General features: G+C 68.2%; 24 protein-coding genes. All 24 read right to left on the reverse strand.

Features of this window, described 5'->3' with window-relative positions:
- Window positions 1–3: 3 nt before the first annotated feature.
- Window positions 4–411 (reverse strand): 30S ribosomal protein S8, encoded by a 408-nt coding sequence (gene rpsH / locus EBO35_RS16230; RefSeq protein WP_122818645.1) that lies wholly within the window; start codon window positions 409–411, stop codon window positions 4–6.
- A gap of 88 nt (window positions 412–499) precedes the next feature.
- Window positions 500–685, reverse strand: coding sequence for a type Z 30S ribosomal protein S14 (locus tag EBO35_RS16235; protein WP_122818646.1), 186 nt, complete (start codon window positions 683–685; stop codon window positions 500–502).
- Window position 686: 1 nt separating this feature from the next.
- Window positions 687–1256, reverse strand: coding sequence for a 50S ribosomal protein L5 (gene rplE / locus EBO35_RS16240; RefSeq protein ID WP_122818647.1), 570 nt, complete (start codon window positions 1254–1256; stop codon window positions 687–689).
- Window positions 1256–1633, reverse strand: coding sequence for a 50S ribosomal protein L24 (gene rplX / locus EBO35_RS16245; protein ID WP_241153739.1), 378 nt, complete (start codon window positions 1631–1633; stop codon window positions 1256–1258). The genes rplE and rplX overlap by 1 nt, the downstream gene beginning before the upstream one ends.
- The gene (gene rplN / locus EBO35_RS16250) at window positions 1633–2001 is read right to left on the reverse strand and encodes a 50S ribosomal protein L14 (RefSeq protein WP_122818648.1); all 369 of its coding nucleotides are present in this window, start codon (window positions 1999–2001) and stop codon (window positions 1633–1635) included. Before rplN ends, rplX begins: the two co-directional genes overlap by 1 nt.
- 128 nt (window positions 2002–2129) lie before the next feature.
- Complete coding sequence (gene rpsQ / locus EBO35_RS16255; protein WP_122818649.1) at window positions 2130–2405, reverse strand: 30S ribosomal protein S17; 276 nt, start codon at window positions 2403–2405, stop codon at window positions 2130–2132.
- Window positions 2402–2653, reverse strand: a complete 252-nt coding sequence (gene rpmC / locus EBO35_RS16260; protein ID WP_122818650.1) for a 50S ribosomal protein L29 — start codon at window positions 2651–2653, stop codon at window positions 2402–2404. Before rpmC ends, rpsQ begins: the two co-directional genes overlap by 4 nt.
- Complete coding sequence (gene rplP, locus EBO35_RS16265; RefSeq protein ID WP_122818651.1) at window positions 2653–3072, reverse strand: 50S ribosomal protein L16; 420 nt, start codon at window positions 3070–3072, stop codon at window positions 2653–2655. The genes rpmC and rplP overlap by 1 nt, the downstream gene beginning before the upstream one ends.
- A gap of 3 nt (window positions 3073–3075) precedes the next feature.
- Complete coding sequence (gene rpsC, locus EBO35_RS16270; protein WP_122818652.1) at window positions 3076–3918, reverse strand: 30S ribosomal protein S3; 843 nt, start codon at window positions 3916–3918, stop codon at window positions 3076–3078.
- The gene (rplV, locus tag EBO35_RS16275; protein ID WP_122818653.1) at window positions 3918–4343 is read right to left on the reverse strand and encodes a 50S ribosomal protein L22; all 426 of its coding nucleotides are present in this window, start codon (window positions 4341–4343) and stop codon (window positions 3918–3920) included. Before rplV ends, rpsC begins: the two co-directional genes overlap by 1 nt.
- Entirely contained in the window at window positions 4340–4621 is a 282-nt protein-coding gene (rpsS, locus tag EBO35_RS16280; RefSeq protein ID WP_122818654.1) for a 30S ribosomal protein S19, read from the reverse strand. Before rpsS ends, rplV begins: the two co-directional genes overlap by 4 nt.
- Before the next feature lie 5 nt (window positions 4622–4626).
- Window positions 4627–5463 (reverse strand): 50S ribosomal protein L2, encoded by an 837-nt coding sequence (rplB, locus tag EBO35_RS16285; RefSeq protein WP_122818655.1) that lies wholly within the window; start codon window positions 5461–5463, stop codon window positions 4627–4629.
- Window positions 5464–5492: 29 nt separating this feature from the next.
- Window positions 5493–5798, reverse strand: a complete 306-nt coding sequence (rplW, locus tag EBO35_RS16290) for a 50S ribosomal protein L23 (protein ID WP_122818656.1) — start codon at window positions 5796–5798, stop codon at window positions 5493–5495.
- A complete protein-coding gene (gene rplD / locus EBO35_RS16295) occupies window positions 5795–6415 on the reverse strand; it encodes a 50S ribosomal protein L4 (protein ID WP_122818657.1) in 621 nt (206 codons plus the stop codon). Before rplD ends, rplW begins: the two co-directional genes overlap by 4 nt.
- 2 nt (window positions 6416–6417) lie before the next feature.
- Entirely contained in the window at window positions 6418–7077 is a 660-nt protein-coding gene (gene rplC, locus EBO35_RS16300) for a 50S ribosomal protein L3 (RefSeq protein ID WP_122818658.1), read from the reverse strand.
- A gap of 11 nt (window positions 7078–7088) precedes the next feature.
- Window positions 7089–7397 carry a 30S ribosomal protein S10 gene (gene rpsJ, locus EBO35_RS16305; RefSeq protein ID WP_008360994.1) on the reverse strand — a complete coding sequence of 103 codons (309 nt, stop codon included), beginning with the start codon at window positions 7395–7397 and terminating at the stop codon, window positions 7089–7091.
- Between the two features lie 452 nt (window positions 7398–7849).
- Window positions 7850–8578, reverse strand: a complete 729-nt coding sequence (gene trmB / locus EBO35_RS16310; RefSeq protein ID WP_122818659.1) for a tRNA (guanosine(46)-N7)-methyltransferase TrmB — start codon at window positions 8576–8578, stop codon at window positions 7850–7852.
- An 87-nt stretch (window positions 8579–8665) separates the two neighbouring features.
- Entirely contained in the window at window positions 8666–9859 is a 1194-nt protein-coding gene (gene tuf / locus EBO35_RS16315; protein ID WP_122818660.1) for an elongation factor Tu, read from the reverse strand.
- Between the two features lie 83 nt (window positions 9860–9942).
- Entirely contained in the window at window positions 9943–12054 is a 2112-nt protein-coding gene (fusA, locus tag EBO35_RS16320; protein WP_122818661.1) for an elongation factor G, read from the reverse strand.
- Window positions 12055–12124: 70 nt separating this feature from the next.
- Window positions 12125–12595 carry a 30S ribosomal protein S7 gene (gene rpsG, locus EBO35_RS16325; RefSeq protein WP_122818662.1) on the reverse strand — a complete coding sequence of 157 codons (471 nt, stop codon included), beginning with the start codon at window positions 12593–12595 and terminating at the stop codon, window positions 12125–12127.
- Window position 12596: 1 nt separating this feature from the next.
- Entirely contained in the window at window positions 12597–12971 is a 375-nt protein-coding gene (rpsL, locus tag EBO35_RS16330; protein WP_011757353.1) for a 30S ribosomal protein S12, read from the reverse strand.
- A 273-nt stretch (window positions 12972–13244) separates the two neighbouring features.
- The gene (locus EBO35_RS16335; protein ID WP_122818663.1) at window positions 13245–14591 is read right to left on the reverse strand and encodes an MFS transporter; all 1347 of its coding nucleotides are present in this window, start codon (window positions 14589–14591) and stop codon (window positions 13245–13247) included.
- A gap of 6 nt (window positions 14592–14597) precedes the next feature.
- Window positions 14598–15044 (reverse strand): MarR family transcriptional regulator, encoded by a 447-nt coding sequence (locus EBO35_RS16340; protein WP_241153740.1) that lies wholly within the window; start codon window positions 15042–15044, stop codon window positions 14598–14600.
- A gap of 124 nt (window positions 15045–15168) precedes the next feature.
- Window positions 15169–16575, reverse strand: a complete 1407-nt coding sequence (locus tag EBO35_RS16345) for an NCS2 family permease (protein ID WP_122818665.1) — start codon at window positions 16573–16575, stop codon at window positions 15169–15171.
- Window positions 16576–16615: the final 40 nt, after the last annotated feature.

The following is a 16615-nucleotide window of genomic DNA, read 5'->3' on the forward strand; positions in this document are numbered from 1 at the left end:
TCGTCACCAGACGTAGGCGAGGACTTCCCCACCCACGCCCTTCTGGTTGGCCTGGCGGTCGGTCAGCAGGCCCTGGCTCGTCGAGATGATCGCGACGCCCAGCCCGCCGAGCACCTTCGGGAGACCCGTGTGCTTGGCGTAGACCCGGAGACCGGGCTTGCTGATGCGGCGAACACCGGCGATCGAACGCTCGCGGTTCCGGCCGTACTTCAAGGTAATGGTCAGCGTCTTGCCGACCTCACCCTCGGCGGGCTCCGCCACGTCGTACGACGTGATGTAGCCCTCCTGCTTGAGGATGTCCGCAACGCCCTGCTTCAGCTTGCTGTAGGGCATGGACACCGAGTCGTGGAACGCCTGGTTGGCGTTGCGCAGACGCGTGAGCATGTCTGCGATCGGGTCAGTCATCGTCATGGCCGTGAGGCCCTTTCTCCACCGCGGTTTCGTCCCTGCATCTCAGGGACGACCTGCAGCGATCGTGTGTAGAACGGATGTGGGTCGGTCACCAGGAGGACTTGGTCACGCCGGGCAGCTCGCCCCGGTGCGCCATCTCCCGCAGGCAGATTCGGCACAGGCCGAACTTGCGGAACACGGCCTTCGGGCGGCCGCAGCGCTGGCAACGGGTGTAGCCACGCACCGCGAACTTCGGCTTGCGAGCGGCCTTGACCCTCAGTGCGGTCTTCGCCATGTCAGTTCTCCTTGAACGGGAAGCCGAGCTTCTTCAGCAGGGCCCGACCCTCGTCGTCGTTGGTCGCGGTCGTGACGACCGTGATGTCCATGCCGCGGGTGCGGTCGACCTTGTCCTGGTTGATCTCGTGGAACATGACCTGCTCGGTCAGACCGAAGGTGTAGTTGCCACGCCCGTCGAACTGGCCGGGGTTGAGCCCGCGGAAGTCGCGGATTCGCGGCAGGGCGAGCGAGAGGAGCCGGTCGAGGAACTCCCACATCCGGTCGCCGCGCAGCGTGGTGTGCGCGCCGATCGGCATGCCCTCGCGCAGCTTGAACTGCGCGATGGACTTGCGGGCCTTGGTGACCAGCGGCTTCTGGCCGGTGATCGCGGTGAGGTCGCGCACGGCGCCCTCGATCAGCTTGGAGTCGCGAGCAGCCTCGCCCACACCCATGTTGACCACGATCTTGACCAGGCCGGGCACCTGCATGACGTTCTGGATCTCGAAGTCCGACTGCAGTGCCGGGAGGATCTCCTCGCGGTACTTCGTCTTGAGACGGGGCACGGGCCGCGTCGTCTGGGTCTCGGTCATCAGATTTCCTTGCCGGTCTTGCGCGAGATGCGGACGCTGCGCTCCGCCTTGTACGTCGAGCCGTCCGGGCGGCGCTTGGTGACCTCGTCGCGGCGGAAGCCGATCCGGGTCACGACGTCGTCCTCGATGAGCATCACGTTCGACACGTGGATGGGGGCCTCGGCGGTGATGATGCCGCCGGTGTTGCCGTCGCGGCCGCCCTGGTTGACGACCTTGGTGTGCCGCTTGATGCGGTTGACACCCTCGACGATCACCCGCTGCTCCTCGCGGAGCACCGAGATGACCTTGCCCTCGGCACCCTTGTCCTTGCCAGCGATCACCTTGACGGTGTCGCCCTTCTTGATGTTGATGCTCGGCTTCTTCTTGTTCGCGGTCATCACAGCACCTCCGGGGCGAGCGAGATGATCTTCATGAACTTCTTCTCGCGCAGCTCGCGGCCCACCGGGCCGAAGATGCGGGTGCCGCGGGGCTCACCGTCGGTCTTGAGGATCACGGCGGCGTTCTCGTCGAAGCGGATGTACGAACCGTCCTGGCGGCGGCGCTCCTTGACGGTGCGCACGATCACTGCCTTGACGACGTCGCCCTTCTTGACGTTGCCGCCCGGGATCGCGTCCTTGACCGTCGCGACGATGACGTCGCCGATGCCGGCGTAGCGTCGACCCGAGCCGCCGAGAACACGGATGCAGAGGATCTCCTTCGCACCGGTGTTGTCGGCGACCTTGAGTCGCGACTCCTGCTGGATCATTTCCTTCTCCTTGTCGCCCTGGTTCTCACCCGCGGGTGAGCCTTGGGGAACCTATGAATTGTCCGGCTGCGCCGGGACTGTGTGGTCGTCGCGCGGAGCCATGGAGGGCTCGCGCGGCGGTCCGACGGTTACTTGGCCTTCTCGAGGACCTCGATGACGCGCCAGCGCTTCGTGGCCGAGAGCGGGCGGGTCTCCATCAGGAGGACCCGGTCGCCGATGCCGCACTGGTTGGTCTCGTCGTGAGCCTTGAGCTTGCTCGTCTTGCGCATGACCTTGCCGTACAGCGCGTGCTTGACACGGTCCTCGACGGACACGACCACGGTCTTGTCCATCTTGTCGCTGACGACCAGGCCCTCGCGGACCTTGCGGGCGTTGCGCGCCGCGGTCGGGGTCTGCTCGCTCATGCGGCACCATCCTCATCACTGGAACCCGGGGCGGTCCGGATGCCGAGCTCGCGCTCACGCACCACGGTGTAGATCCGGGCGATGTCCTTCTTGACCGTGCGGAGCCGACCGTGGCTCTCGAGCTGACCCGTGGCCGCCTGGAACCGGAGGTTGAACAGCTCCTCCTTGGCCTCGCGCAGCTTGCCCTCGAGGTCGACGTCGTTGAGCTCGTCGAGCTCGTGGGCCTTCGTACCGTTGGCGTTGGCCATCAGAATTCACCCGCCTCTCGCGAGATGAACCGGCACTTCATCGGGAGCTTGTGCATCGCGCGGCGCATGGCCTCGCGTGCGGTTCCCTCGTCCACACCGGAAAGTTCGAACATGACGCGGCCGGGCTTGACGTTCGCCACCCACCACTCGGGGGAGCCCTTACCGGAACCCATGCGGGTCTCGGCAGGCTTCTTGGTCAGCGGGCGGTCGGGGTAGATGTTGATCCACACCTTGCCGCCGCGCTTGATGTGGCGGGTCATCGCGATACGCGCCGACTCGATCTGGCGGTTGGTCACGTAGTGACCCTCGACCGCCTGGATGCCGAAGTCGCCGAACGCGAGCTTCGTACCGCCCTTGGCCGCACCGGTCCGCTTGGGGTGGTGCTGCTTGCGGTGCTTGACACGACGGGGCATCAACATTGCTCAGCCCTCCTGCGGGGTCTCGGCCGACTTGGTCGCGGCAGCGGTGTCGCCACCGGCCGGGGCCTCGGTCACGGCGGGAGCGTCGCTGCCGCGGTCGGCGCGGGTGGGACGGTCGCCGCGCGAGCCGCGGTTCGGGCGGTCACCGGCGCGGGCCGGACGGCCACCGCGGCCGGGGACACCGGCGCGGGCAGCGGCCTGGGCCTGACGCTCGGCACGCGAACCCGCGACCTCGCCCTTGTAGATCCAGACCTTGACGCCGATACGACCGAAGGTGGTCTTGGCCTCGTAGAAGCCGTAGTCGATGTCCGCACGCAGAGTGTGCAGCGGCACGCGACCCTCGCGGTAGAACTCGGTGCGCGACATCTCGGCGCCGTTGAGCCGACCCGAGCACTGGATCCGGATGCCCTTGGCACCCGAGCGCATCGTGGTCTGCATCGCCTTGCGCATCGCGCGGCGGAACTGCACGCGGCCGGCGAGCTGCTCGGCAACACCCTGCGCGACGAGCTGGCCGTCGAGCTCGGGGGCCTTGACCTCGAGGATGTTGAGCTGCACCTGCTTGCCGGTGAGCTTCTCCAGCTCGGTGCGGATGCGGTCGGCCTCGGCGCCGCGGCGACCGATCACGATGCCCGGGCGAGCGGTGTGGATGTCCACCCGCACGCGCTCCCGGGTGCGCTCGATCTCGACCTTGGCGATGCCGGCCCGCTCCATGCCCTTGGAGAGCAGCTTGCGGATGGCGACGTCCTCGCCGACGTACGACTTGTACAGCTTGTCGGCGTACCAACGGGACTTGTGGTCCGTCGAGATACCGAGGCGGAAGCCGTTCGGGTTGATTTTCTGGCCCATCAGGCCTTCCGTCCCTTCTTCTCGGCCACAACACCGGCCGGCTGGACCGCCAGCGTGATGTGGCTGGTGCGCTTGTTGATCCGCGTCGCTCGGCCCTGGGCCCGCGGGCGCCAGCGCTTCATCGTCGGACCCTCGTCGACGCGCGCCACGGAGACGACCAGGTCGCCCCGGTCGAGGCCCTCGGTGGTCTCGGCGTTGGCGACGGCGCTCTCGAGGACCTTGTAGACGGTCTCGGAAGCGGCCTGCGGCGCGAACTGGAGCAGGGACAGGGCGTCGTCGACGGCCATGCCGCGGACCAGGTCCACGACCCGGCGCGCCTTCAGCGGGGTGATCCGCACGAAGCGGGCACTCGCGAAGGCACCCGGCTGGTCGCCGAGCAGCGACTCGCGACGCGCGCTGGTGCGGCTGCGCTCGGTGGTGCTCATCGGCGCCGTCCCTTCCGGTCTTCCTTCACGTGCCCGCGGTAGGTGCGGGTGGGCGCGAACTCGCCCAGCTTGTGGCCGACCATCGAGTCGGTCACGAACACCGGGACGTGCTTGCGGCCGTCGTGGACGGCGATGGTGTGCCCGATCATCGAGGGGATGATCATCGAGCGGCGCGACCACGTCTTGATGACGTTGTGGGAGCCCTTGTCGTTCTCCGCGTCCACCTTCTTGATGAGGTGGTCGTCGACGAACGGGCCCTTCTTCAGGCTACGAGGCATCTCAGTTACTTCCTACCCTTGCCGGACTTGCGGCGACGGATGATCTGGGAGTCGCTGGCCTTGCGCTTGCGCGTACGGCCCTCGGGCTTGCCCCACGGCGACACGGGGTGACGTCCACCGGACGTCTTGCCCTCGCCACCACCGTGCGGGTGGTCCACCGGGTTCATGACGACACCGCGGACGGTCGGGCGCTTGCCCTTCCAGCGCATCCGGCCGGCCTTGCCCCAGTTGATGTTCGACTGCTCGGCGTTGCCGACCTCGCCGACCGTGGCGCGGCAGCGCACGTCGACGAAGCGCATCTCGCCGGACGGCAGCCGCAGCGTGGCGCGGCTGCCCTCACGGGCGACCAGCTGGGCGCTGATGCCCGCGGAGCGGGCCATCTTCGCACCGCCGCCGGGACGCAGCTCCACGCAGTGGATGGTCGAGCCGACCGGGATGTTGCGCAGCGGCAGGTTGTTGCCGGGCTTGATGTCGGCGTTCGGGCCCGACTCGACAGCGGTGCCCTGCACGAGGCCCTTCGGCGCGATGATGTAGCGCTTCTCGCCGTCGGCGTAGTGCAGCAGCGCGATGCGCGCGGTGCGGTTCGGGTCGTACTCGATGTGCGCGACCTTGGCCGGCACCCCGTCCTTGTCGTAGCGACGGAAGTCGATGACGCGGTAGGCGCGCTTGTGACCGCCACCCTGGTGCCGGGTGGTGATCCGGCCCTGGTTGTTGCGGCCGCCCTTCTTGGGCAGCGGACGCGTCAGCGACTTCTCCGGGGTGGTCCGGGTGATCTCGACGAAGTCAGCGACCGACGAGCCACGACGGCCCGGGGTGGTCGGCTTGTACTTGCGGATAGCCATGTGTCAGTTCCTCGTATCCAGGAGCCCGGTCAGGAGACCGGACCTCCGAAGATGTCGATGCGGTGGCCCTCGGCGAGCGAGACGATCGCACGCTTGGTGTCCTTGCGCTTGCCGAGCCCGGCGCGGGTACGACGGGTCTTGCCCGGCCGGTTGATCGTGTTGACCGACGTGACCTTGACGTTGAAGACCTTCTCGACCGCGATCTTGATCTCGGTCTTGTTGGCGTCCGGCCGGACGATGAAGGTGTACTTGTTCGCGTCGAGCAGGCCGTAGCTCTTCTCCGACACGACCGGCGCGAGCAGGATGTCGCGGTGGTCCTTGTGCAGGGTGCTCACTGGGAGGCCTCCTTGGCGTTGCCGCTCACGAACGCGTCGTACGCGCCACGGGTGAAGACCACGTCGTCGGACGCGAGCACGTCGTAGGTGTTGAGCTGGTCGACCGCGACGATGTGCACCTGCGGCGCGTTGCGCAGGGACAGCCAGGTCAGGGTGTCGGTGCGCTCGAGCACGACGAGGAACCGGCGGCGGTCGCTGATGCCGGCGAGGGCGGCGATCGCGGCGCGGGTCGAGGGCTTGTCGCCCGAGACGAGGCCGTCGACCACGTGGATCCGGTCGTTGCCAGCCCGGTCCGAGAGGGCACCGCGCAGGGCGGCGGCCTTCATCTTCTTGGGCGTGCGCTGGTCGTACTTGCGCGGCTGCGGGCCGTGGACGGTGCCACCGCCGGCGAACTGCGGCGCGCGGGTCGAGCCCTGACGGGCGCGACCGGTGCCCTTCTGCTTGTAGGGCTTGCGTCCACCGCCGCGAACCTCGCCGCGGGTCTTGGTGGAGTGCGTGCCCTGGCGAGCCGCGGCCTGCTGGGCGACGACGACCTGGTGGATCAGCGGGACGTTGACCTCCACGCCGAAGATCTCGGCGGGCAGGTCGACCTTCACGGTCTTGGCGTTGCTAGCCATGCTCAGGCCTCCTGCGTCTTCTTGGCGGCCGAGCGGAGGACCACGAGACCACCCTTGGGGCCGGGAACGGCACCCTTGAGGAGGATCAGGCCCTTCTCGACGTCGACGGCGTGCACGGTGACGTTCTGGGTCGTGACGGTGTCGTGACCCATCCGGCCGGCCATGCGGACGCCCTTGAACACGCGGCCGGGGGTGGCGCAGGCGCCGATCGAGCCCGGCTTGCGGTGGTTGCGGTGCGCACCGTGGGAGGCGGAGACGCCGGCGAAGCCGTGACGCTTCATGACACCGGCGAAGCCCTTGCCCTTGCTGGTGCCGGTCACGTCGATCTCCTCGCCAGCGGCGAAGGTGTCGATGGCCAGCTCCTGACCGACGGTGTAGTCACCGGCGGCAGCAGTGCGAATCTCGGCGAGGTGGCGACGCGGCGTGGTGCCGGCCTTCTCGAAGTGCCCGGCGCGGGGCTTCGTGACCTTGCGGCCGTCGATCTCGCCGTAGCCGATCTGCACGGCGTTGTAGCCGTCGGCCTCGGGAGTGCGCACCTGGGTCACCACGTTGGTGGTCACGGAGACGACGGTGACCGGAACGATCCGGTTGTTGTCGTCCCAGAGCTGGGTCATGCCGAGCTTGGTGCCCAGCAGTCCCTTGACGTTGCGTTCGAAAGTCATGTCCTCGAACCTCAGAGCTTGATCTCGATGTCGACACCGGCCGGCAGGTCGAGACGCATCAGCGAGTCGACGGTCTTCGGCGTGGGGTCGATGATGTCGATGAGGCGCTTGTGGGTGCGCATCTCAAAGTGCTCGCGGGAGTCCTTGTACTTGTGGGGCGAGCGGATGACGCAGTACACGTTCTTCTCGGTCGGCAGCGGCACCGGGCCGGCGACCTTGGCGCCCGTGCGGGTCACCGTGTCCACGATCTTGCGCGCCGAGGTGTCGATCACCTCGTGGTCATAGGCCTTGAGCCTGATGCGGATCTTCTGTCCCGCCATAGGTCTCTCTCGTCCTTACTTCTCAGCTGCCGCGTGCTTGTCCGAGACGTCCCCCGGTTTGGGTCTGTCCCGCCCTGGTGCTCACCACCCCGCCGACCCCCGCGGTCGGGCGTGTCGCGCAGCCTGGGCGCAACACGAGACCGCTGGGTCCCGCTTCGTCTTGTTCGGTGGCGCCCGACGGTTCGTCGAGCTGATCGGGTCTCCTGGTTCGGTGCGGACGCATGCCGACCACCGAACTCTCGCTCCGAGGAGCGGGGAGACGCGATTCAGTAGTCAAGATGTGTCGCACCCCGGCAACCCACCGGAGCAACCGGACCATCTTGGCAGAGATCAGGCGTCGAGCCAAATCCCGCGCAGGTGGTCCGGGCGAGGTCGGGCGGGGCACAGGCCCCGGTCCGTCCTCAGGTGCCAGGGTCCCATTTGGGGACGCCTGCCACCAACTCGGCCGGCCCTCACTCCCCCGTCGCGCGATAGGCCAGGTCGGTGATGGTGCGACCGGCGGCCAGACCCTTGCGCTCGAACTTCGTGACGGGGCGGTCGGCCCATCGCTCCACGACGCCGCCCTCGAGGCCGGGCTCGGCGTCGAGGACCTCCACCATCTGCTCGGCGTAGTCCGCCCAGTCCGTCGCGAGCCGCCACACTCCCCCGGCGCGCAGCCGCTCGGCCGCCAGGCGGGCGAACGCCGGGTCCACCAGGCGCCGCTTGCGGTGCCGCGCCTTGTGCCACGGGTCGGGGAAGAACGTCCAGAGCTCGTGCAGGCTGCGGGGGGCGATCAGGTGCTCCATCGACCACACCGCGTCGACGCCGCACAGCCGGACGTTCTCGGCCCCGGCCTCGGCGACACGCCACAGGGTGTCGGCGATGCCGGGACGCCAGACCTCGAACGCCAGCACGTCGTACGCCGGACGCGCGGCGGCGAGCGCTGCGGTGGCCTCCCCCACCCCGGAGCCGATCTCGACGATCAGCGGCGCCTCGCGGCCGAACCAGTGAGACCAGCTGAAGTCCGGGGCGTCCACGGCGGCGTCCGGGATCACCCACCGCGCCTGGTGGGCCGCCCACGCGGCGGCCTGGTTGGGGGTGAACCGGTTGCCCCGGCGCGAGTAGCTGAGCACCTCGCGCATCCGGCGACCGTCGTCGGTGAGCTTGTGGTGCGGTCGGGCCGGGCGGACCGGTTCGTTCATCGGCTTCCTCTCTCAGACGTGCAGAACGGCCCCGGACCGAGGTCCGGGGCCGTTCTGGTGGATCAACCGGTCAGCGACCGGCGGGGATCACTTGGTGATCTTGGTGACCCGGCCGGCGCCGACGGTGCGGCCACCCTCGCGGATCGCGAAGCGCAGGCCCTCGTCCATCGCGATGGGCTGGATGAGCTCCACGGCCATCTCGGTGTTGTCGCCGGGCATGACCATCTCGGTGCCCTCGGGCAGGGTCACGACACCGGTCACGTCCGTGGTCCGGAAGTAGAACTGCGGACGGTAGTTGTTGAAGAACGGCGTGTGGCGGCCGCCCTCCTCCTTCGAGAGGATGTAGACCGAGGCCTCGAAGTTGGTGTGCGGGGTCGTGGTGCCCGGCTTGATGACGACCATGCCGCGCTCGACGTCCTCGCGCTTGGTGCCACGAAGCAGCAGACCGACGTTCTCACCGGCCTGGCCCTCGTCGAGCAGCTTGCGGAACATCTCGACGCCGGTGACGGTCGACTTCATCGAGCCCTCGCGGATGCCGACGATCTCGACCTCCTCGTTGACCTTCACGATGCCCCGCTCGATGCGGCCGGTGATGACCGTGCCGCGACCGGTGATCGTGAAGACGTCCTCGACGGGCATGAGGAACGGCTTGTCGGTCTCACGCTCGGGGGTCGGGATGTAGTCGTCCACGGCCTGCATGAGCTCGGCGATCGAGTCGCCCCACTTCGCGTCGCCCTGCAGCGCCGGGAAGGCCGCCACGCGCACGACCGGAACGTCGTCGCCCGGGAACTCGTACTCCGAGAGGAGCTCGCGCACCTCCATCTCGACGAGCTCGATGAGCTCCTCGTCGTCGACCATGTCGCACTTGTTGAGCGCGACGACCAGGGCGGGGACGCCGACCTGGCGGGCGAGCAGCACGTGCTCGCGGGTCTGCGGCATGGGGCCGTCGGTGGCGGCGACCACGAGGATCGCGCCATCCATCTGAGCAGCACCGGTGATCATGTTCTTGATGTAGTCCGCGTGACCCGGGCAGTCGACGTGCGCGTAGTGGCGCGACTCGGTCTGGTACTCGACGTGCGCGATCGAGATCGTGATACCGCGCTGCCGCTCCTCAGGAGCCTTGTCGATGTCCTCGAACGCCGAAGCAGCGTTGAGGTCCGGGTGCTTGTCGTGCAGCACCTTGGTGATCGCCGCGGTAAGAGTCGTCTTGCCGTGGTCGATGTGACCGATGGTGCCGATGTTGACGTGCGGCTTGGTCCGCTCGAACTTCGCCTTAGCCACTGGGGGCTCCTCCTGGTGTGGTTGTTACCTGACTCGTACTTGCTGGTGGTGCCGAGGATCCGGGACTGCGCAACCCTAGAGGGTCACTCGCCACGGACCTTCTTGATGATCTCGTCGGCGATGTTCGTGGGAACCTCGGCGTACGAGTCGAACTCCATCGAGTACGAAGCCTGGCCAGAGGTCTTGGACCTCAGGTCGCCAACGTACCCGAACATCTCGGACAGCGGCACGAGGGCGTTGATGACCATGTCACCGTGCCGCTCCTCCTGCGCCTGGATCTGGCCGCGCCGGCTGTTGATGTCGCCGATGACCGTGCCCAGGAAGGTCTCCGGGGTGGTCACCTCGACAGCGAACATCGGCTCGAGCAGGACCGGCTTCGCCTGGCGGGCGGCCTCCTTGAAGGCCTGGTTGCCGGCGATCTTGAACGCGAGCTCGGAGGAGTCGACGTCGTGGTAGGCGCCGTCCTCGAGCGTGAACTTCACGTCGACCATCGGGAAGCCGGCGAGGATGCCGAACTCCATGGCGTCCTGGCCACCCTGGTCGACCGAAGGGATGTACTCCCGCGGCACGCGGCCACCGGAGACGTTGTTGACGAACTCGTAGCCCGCGCCGGTGCCGGTCTCGGGGTCGATGTTCGGCCCGAGGGAGACGACGACCTTCGCGAACTGGCCCGAACCACCGGTCTGCTTCTTGTGGGTGTAGCTGTGGTTCTTGACCTCGCGACGGACCGTCTCGCGGTAGGCCACCTGCGGCTTGCCGACGGTGGCCTCGACGCGGAACTCGCGCTTCATCCGGTCGACGAGGATCTCGAGGTGGAGCTCGCCCATGCCGGCGATGATCGTCTGGCCGGTCTCCTCGTCGGACTTGACCGTGAAGGTCGGGTCCTCGTCGGAGAGGCGCTGGATCGCGGTGCCCAGCTTCTCCTGGTCGCTCTTGGTCTTGGGCTCGATCGCGACCTCGATGACCGGGGCCGGGAACGTCATCGACTCCAGGACGACCTGGTTGGCCGGGTCGCACAGGGTGTGACCGGTCTTGGTGTCCTTCAGGCCCATGACGGCCACGATCTGGCCGGCGCCGACCGACGCGATCTCCTCACGCTTGTTCGCGTGCATCTGGTAGACCTTGCCGATCCGCTCCTTGCGGCCGTTGACCGAGTTCACCACGGACGAGCCGGCCTCGAGCTTGCCGGAGTAGACCCGGACGTAGATCAGCTTGCCGAGGTGCGGGTCGCTGGCGATCTTGTAGGCCAGGCCGGAGAACGGCGCGTCGTCGCTGGGCTTGCGGACGACCTCCTTCTCCTCGTCGCGGGGGTCGTGACCGACGATCGCGTCGATGTCCAGCGGCGAGGGGAGGTACTTCACGACCGCGTCGAGCAGGGGCTGCACGCCCTTGTTCTTGAACGCCGTGCCGCACAGGACCGGGTTGAGCTTGTCGGCCAGGGTGGCGCGACGGATCGCGGCCTCGAGCTCCTCCACGGTGAAGTCCTCGCCCTCGAGGTACTTCTCCATGACGTCGTCGTCGGCCTCGGAGAGGGTCTCCAGGAGCTTCTCGCGGTACTCGGCAGCCTGCTCGGCCAGCTCCGCGGGGATCTCCTCGACCTCGTAGTCCTCGCCCATCTTGGTCTCGCCGCGCCAGGTGAGCGCGCGCATGCCGACCAGGTCGACGACGCCCAGGAAGTCGGACTCGGCGCCGATCGGCAGCTGGAGGACCAGCGGGGTGGAGTTGAGACGCTCGACCATCATGTCGACGCAGCGGAAGAAGTCCGCGCCGGTGCGGTCGAGCTTGTTGACGAAGCACATCCGCGGGACGGAGTACTTGTTGGCCTGCCGCCACACCGTCATCGTCTGGGGCTCGACACCGGCGACACCGTCGAAGACCGCGACCGCGCCGTCGAGGACGCGCAGCGAGCGCTCGACCTCGGCGGTGAAGTCCACGTGCCCGGGGGTGTCGATGATGTTGATCTGGTGGTTCTTCCACCAGCAGGTCGTCGCGGCGGACGTGATCGTGATGCCGCGCTCCTGCTCCTGCTCCATCCAGTCCATCGTGGCGCCACCGTCGTGCACCTCACCGATCTTGTACGTGATACCGGTGTAGAACAGGATGCGCTCGGTGGTGGTGGTCTTGCCGGCGTCGATGTGCGCCATGATGCCGATGTTGCGGACCTTGTTGAGGTCCGTGGTGATGTCGACAGCCACTGTCTGTGCGTTCCTTAGAAAGTAGGAAGGTGCCGGTGGAGCGGGACGGCGTGAGCCGCCCCGCTCACGATCACCAGCGGTAGTGCGCGAAGGCCTTGTTGGACTCGGCCATCTTGTGGGTGTCCTCGCGCTTCTTCACAGCGGCACCGAGGCCGTTGGAGGCGTCGAGGATCTCGTTCATCAGGCGCTCGGACATCGTCTTCTCACGACGGTCCGCGGCGTAGCCGACGAGCCAGCGCAGCGCGAGCGTGGTGCCGCGGTTGCCCTTGACCTCGATCGGGACCTGGTAGGTCGCACCACCGACGCGGCGGGACTTGACCTCGAGGGCCGGCTTCACGTTGTCCAGGGCACGCTTGAGCGTGACCACCGGGTCGGTGCCGGTCTTCTCGCGGCAGCCCTCGAGCGCCGAGTAGACGATGCGCTGCGCGACCTGCTTCTTGCCGTCCTGGAGCACCTTGCTGACGAGCTGGGTGACCAGCTGGGACCCGTAGACCGGGTCGACGTCGATCGGGCGCTTGGGAGCGGGACCCTTGCGCGGCATATCAGCTCTTCTCCTTCTTGGCGCCGTAGCGGCTGCGAGCCTGCTTACGGTTCTTGACGCCCTGGGTGTCGAGCGTGCCGCGGATGATCTTGTAGCGGACACCGGGCAGGTCCTTCACCCGGCCGCCGCGAACGAGCACGATCGAGTGCTCCTGAAGGTTGTGACCGACGCCCGGGATGTACGCCGTGACCTCGACGCCGCTGCTCAGGCGCACACGGGCGACCTTGCGGAGGGCGGAGTTCGGCTTCTTCGGGGTGGTGGTGTAGACGCGCGTGCACACGCCGCGCCGCTGGGGCGAACCCTTGAGGGCAGGCGTCTTGTTCTTCGACACCTTGTCCTGACGGCCCTTGCGGACCAACTGCTGAATGGTGGGCACCTGGTGGTTCCCCTTCTTTGTCACTCTCAGTACGTGGCACGGTGCCTCGCACGATCGATCTGCGGTGTCTGGGATGGTGCGGAACCAGCCCGTCGTCCTCGCCCCCGAGGTCGGGCGTGTCGCCCGGCCCAGAGCATCGCCGGAGCCGGTCTTGCGACCGGGCGGTGATGGTGGGGACTGTGGTCCTCCCGGTCCGGCATTCGGTCGCCGGCGCCTGCGAGCACGCACAACAGCCTGGTTGTCCCAGACACGAAGTACGAGATTACCGGGCGCCTACACCGTGGTCAAAACGTCGGCCGGTTGCCGCGCCGGGTCGGACCCCACCTCCGGGGCGCCCTCGCCGGCCCGCTCCGCCGCGGGCCGGTCCCCCAGCTCCTCGGCCGGCTCACCGGAGCGCTCCGCCGCCCGGCGCGACATCCGGGTGAAGACCAGTACCGCGATCAGGGCGCCGAGGATCGTCAGCACGCCGCCGAAGACGAAGGTCCAGCGCGCACCGTAGGTCTCCCCCACCCAGCCGACGACCGGCGCGCCGATCGGGGTGCCGCCCATGACGATGGTCATGTAGAGCGCGACGACCCGGCCGCGCATCAGCGGAGCCGACTCCAGCTGCATCGTCGCGTTGGCCGAGTTGAGCAGGGTCAGTGTGAAGAAGCCGATGACCGGGGCGAAGAGCGCGAAGGTGAGGTACGTCGGCATCAGCCCGGCGACGATCTCGGCCACGCCGAACCCGACCGCGGCGACGACCAGCAGCCGCAGCCGGACCTGGACCCGGCGGGCCGCCAGCAGCGCCCCGGTCAGCGAGCCGATGGCCAGGGCGGACCCGAGCACCCCGAACTCGCTGGCGCCCTTGCCGAAGACGTCGGTGGCCATCAGCGCGGAGGTCACCTGGAAGTTCATGCCGAAGGTGCCGGCGAAGAACACCAGGATCAGCACCATCACCATCCTGGGCTGGCTGCGCACGTAGCGCACCCCGGCGCGCAGCGCGCCGGGCACGCGTCCGGTGGGTTCAGGGGTGTGCAGCAGCCGCACGTCCATGCGCTGCAGCTGCCAGATCACCGCCGCATAGGAGACCGCGTTGATCAGGATCACCCAGCCGCTGGCCTCGGCACTGCCACCCAGCGCGCCGATCAGGAGGCCGGCGATGGCCGGGCCGAAGAGCCGGGCCGCGTTGAAGGTCGCCGAGTTCAGACCCACCGCGTTGGTCAGGTCCTCGGTGCCGACCATCTCCGAGACGAAGGACTGGCGGGCGGGCCCGTCGAAGGCCGAGCCGATGCCGAGCACGAAGGCGAGCACGTAGACGTGCCAGATCTGCGCCGACCCGGTGACGGCGATGATGCCCAGCGCCAGCGACGCGAGCGCCATCGTCAGCTGGGTCAGCTGGAGCAGGCGGCGCTTGGGGAAGCGGTCGGCGATGACCCCGGCGTACGGCGAGAGCAGCAGCACGGGGAGGAACTGCAGCCCGGTGGTGATGCCGAGGGCCGTGCCGCTCCCGCCGGGGAGGCTCAGGACCATCCAGTCCTGGGCCACCCGCTGCATCCAGGTGCCGGTGTTCGACACCGCACTGCCGGCGACGTAGCGCCGGTAGTTCGGATTGGCGAGGGAACGGAACGTGGGGCTCAAGTCTGGTCAGTCCTCCTGGGCAAGTCGGTGCAGGATCGGGGCGGCCTGGCGGAGCACGGCGCGCTCGTCGGCGCTCAGGGCGCGCAGCCGCGAGGAGAGCCACTCGTCGCGGCGCGCCCGGTCGGCCCGGAGCGTCTCCCGGCCGAGGTCGGTGATCTCGACGAGCACCTGGCGCCCGTCGGTGGCGTGGGCTCGCCGGGTGACGTAGCCGCCCTCGGCGAGGTGGTTGATCGTGCGGGTCATCGTCGGAGCCTTGACCCGCTCGATCGAGGCCAGCTCGCCGACGCCGAGGCCGCCGGGCTGCAGGGCGGCGAGCACGGCCATGGCGTTCATGCCCAGGTCGTTGCCGGGGTCTCGCTCGGCCGCCAGTCGGCGCCGCAGGCGCATCACGGCCAGGCGGAGCTCCGACGCCAGGCCGGCGCGGGAGTGAGGGGCCTTCTCAGTGCTGGGCATATCGTTAGCATAAGTCATTACCTACGCTAACTATTCCGAATGCGACAGGCCCGGGCCGTGACGGTCGCCACGGGCCGGGCCTGTCGGTCCGCTCCCGGCCTGGCCGGGAGGTCGTGCGGTCGGGTCAGGAGACCCAGGAGCTGATCGGGCTGATCGCGAAGTAGACGACGAACAGCCCGGCGACCACCCACATCAGCGGGTGGATCTGCGCGACCTTGCCGCGCACGACCTTGATCAGGACGAAGGCCAGGAAGCCCGCGCCGATGCCGGCCGAGATCGAGTACGCGAACGGCATCAGCACGATCGTGAGGAACGCCGGCAGCGCGATCTCGATGTCGTCCCAGTCGATGCCGCGCACCTGCTGCATCATCAGGAAGCCGACCAGGACCAGGGCCGGGACGGCCGCCTCGTTCGGGATCACCGCGACCAGCGGCGAGAGGAACGTCGCGAGCAGGAACAGCAGGCCGGTGACCACGGCGGAGAGGCCGGTGCGCGCGCCCTCGGCGACGCCGGAGGTGGACTCGATGTAGGCGGTGTTGCTGGACACCGACGCGGCGCCACCGGCGACCGCGGCCAGCGAGTCGACGACCAGGATCTGGCGCGACTTCGGCGGGATGCCCTCCTCGTCGTTGAGCCCGGCCTCGGCGCCGATCGCGGTCATCGTGCCCATGGTGTCGAAGAAGTCGGTGAGCAGCAGCGTGAAGATCAGCAGGAAGACCGTGACGACGCCGACGTTCTCCCAGGACCCGAGCAGGTTGTAGTTGCCGATCAGCCCGAAGTCGGGCTTCTCGACGATCTTGTCCGGCCAGGCGGGGACGTTGAGGTTCCAGCCCTTCGGGTTGTCGGCGCTCGAGCCGACCTCGACGATCGACTCCACGATGATCGCCAGAACGCTGCTCACGACGATCGAGATCAGGATCGCGCCCCGCACCTGGGCGACGTACAGCCCGATGACCAGCACCAGGCCGATGCAGAAGATCAGCACCGGCCAGCCCTGCAGCTGCCCGCCGAGGCCCAGCGACAGCGGGGTGCCGCCACCGCCGCGCACGAAGCCGGCGTCGACCAGGCCGACCAGCGTGATGAACAGGCCGATGCCGACCGAGATCGCGATCTTCAGCTGCGCCGGCACAGCGTGGAAGACGGCCTCCCGGAAGCCGGTGAGGACCAGGACCAGGATCACCAGGCCCTCGATGACCACCAGGCCCATCGCGTCGGCCCAGGTCATCTGGTTGGCCACCGAGTAGGTGATGAAGGCGTTCAGGCCCAGGCCGGCCGCGAGGGCCAGCGGGAAGTTCGCCACCAGGCCCATCAGGATCGTCAGCAGGCCCGCGACCAGGGCGGTGGCCGCCGCGATCATCTGGAAGCTGCCGAGCGGCTCGCCGTCGATGTCGACGCCGCCGCTGAGGATGATCGGGTTCAGCACGATGATGTAGGCCATCGTCAAGAAGGTGACGATGCCGCCGCGCACCTCCCGCCCGACGGTGGAGCCGCGCTCGCTGATCTTGAAGAAGTTGTCCACTCGGGTCCTCACGGGACCTCAGCATGACAGCCGCCCGCGCGACGCATTGACG

The organism is Nocardioides pantholopis (genome assembly GCF_003710085.1).
GTDB classification, from domain to species: domain Bacteria; phylum Actinomycetota; class Actinomycetes; order Propionibacteriales; family Nocardioidaceae; genus Nocardioides; species Nocardioides pantholopis.

Bases quoted from the DNA above. Each gene is read 5' to 3' on its own strand.
- rpsH (WP_122818645.1), bottom strand. From the start codon at position 411: ATGACGATGACTGACCCGATCGCAGACATGCTCACGCGTCTGCGCAAC.
- EBO35_RS16235 (WP_122818646.1), bottom strand. From the start codon at position 685: ATGGCGAAGACCGCACTGAGGGTCAAGGCCGCTCGCAAGCCGAAGTTC.
- rplE (WP_122818647.1), bottom strand. From the start codon at position 1,256: ATGACCGAGACCCAGACGACGCGGCCCGTGCCCCGTCTCAAGACGAAG.
- rplX (WP_241153739.1), bottom strand. From the start codon at position 1,633: ATGACCGCGAACAAGAAGAAGCCGAGCATCAACATCAAGAAGGGCGAC.
- rplN (WP_122818648.1), bottom strand. From the start codon at position 2,001: ATGATCCAGCAGGAGTCGCGACTCAAGGTCGCCGACAACACCGGTGCG.
- rpsQ (WP_122818649.1), bottom strand. From the start codon at position 2,405: ATGAGCGAGCAGACCCCGACCGCGGCGCGCAACGCCCGCAAGGTCCGC.
- rpmC (WP_122818650.1), bottom strand. From the start codon at position 2,653: ATGGCCAACGCCAACGGTACGAAGGCCCACGAGCTCGACGAGCTCAAC.
- rplP (WP_122818651.1), bottom strand. From the start codon at position 3,072: ATGTTGATGCCCCGTCGTGTCAAGCACCGCAAGCAGCACCACCCCAAG.
- rpsC (WP_122818652.1), bottom strand. From the start codon at position 3,918: ATGGGCCAGAAAATCAACCCGAACGGCTTCCGCCTCGGTATCTCGACG.
- rplV (WP_122818653.1), bottom strand. From the start codon at position 4,343: ATGAGCACCACCGAGCGCAGCCGCACCAGCGCGCGTCGCGAGTCGCTG.
- rpsS (WP_122818654.1), bottom strand. From the start codon at position 4,621: ATGCCTCGTAGCCTGAAGAAGGGCCCGTTCGTCGACGACCACCTCATC.
- rplB (WP_122818655.1), bottom strand. From the start codon at position 5,463: ATGGCTATCCGCAAGTACAAGCCGACCACCCCGGGCCGTCGTGGCTCG.
- rplD (WP_122818657.1), bottom strand. From the start codon at position 6,415: ATGGCTAGCAACGCCAAGACCGTGAAGGTCGACCTGCCCGCCGAGATC.
- rplC (WP_122818658.1), bottom strand. From the start codon at position 7,077: ATGACTTTCGAACGCAACGTCAAGGGACTGCTGGGCACCAAGCTCGGC.
- rpsJ (WP_008360994.1), bottom strand. From the start codon at position 7,397: ATGGCGGGACAGAAGATCCGCATCAGGCTCAAGGCCTATGACCACGAG.
- trmB (WP_122818659.1), bottom strand. From the start codon at position 8,578: ATGAACGAACCGGTCCGCCCGGCCCGACCGCACCACAAGCTCACCGAC.
- rpsG (WP_122818662.1), bottom strand. From the start codon at position 12,595: ATGCCGCGCAAGGGTCCCGCTCCCAAGCGCCCGATCGACGTCGACCCG.
- EBO35_RS16340 (WP_241153740.1), bottom strand. From the start codon at position 15,044: ATGCCCAGCACTGAGAAGGCCCCTCACTCCCGCGCCGGCCTGGCGTCG.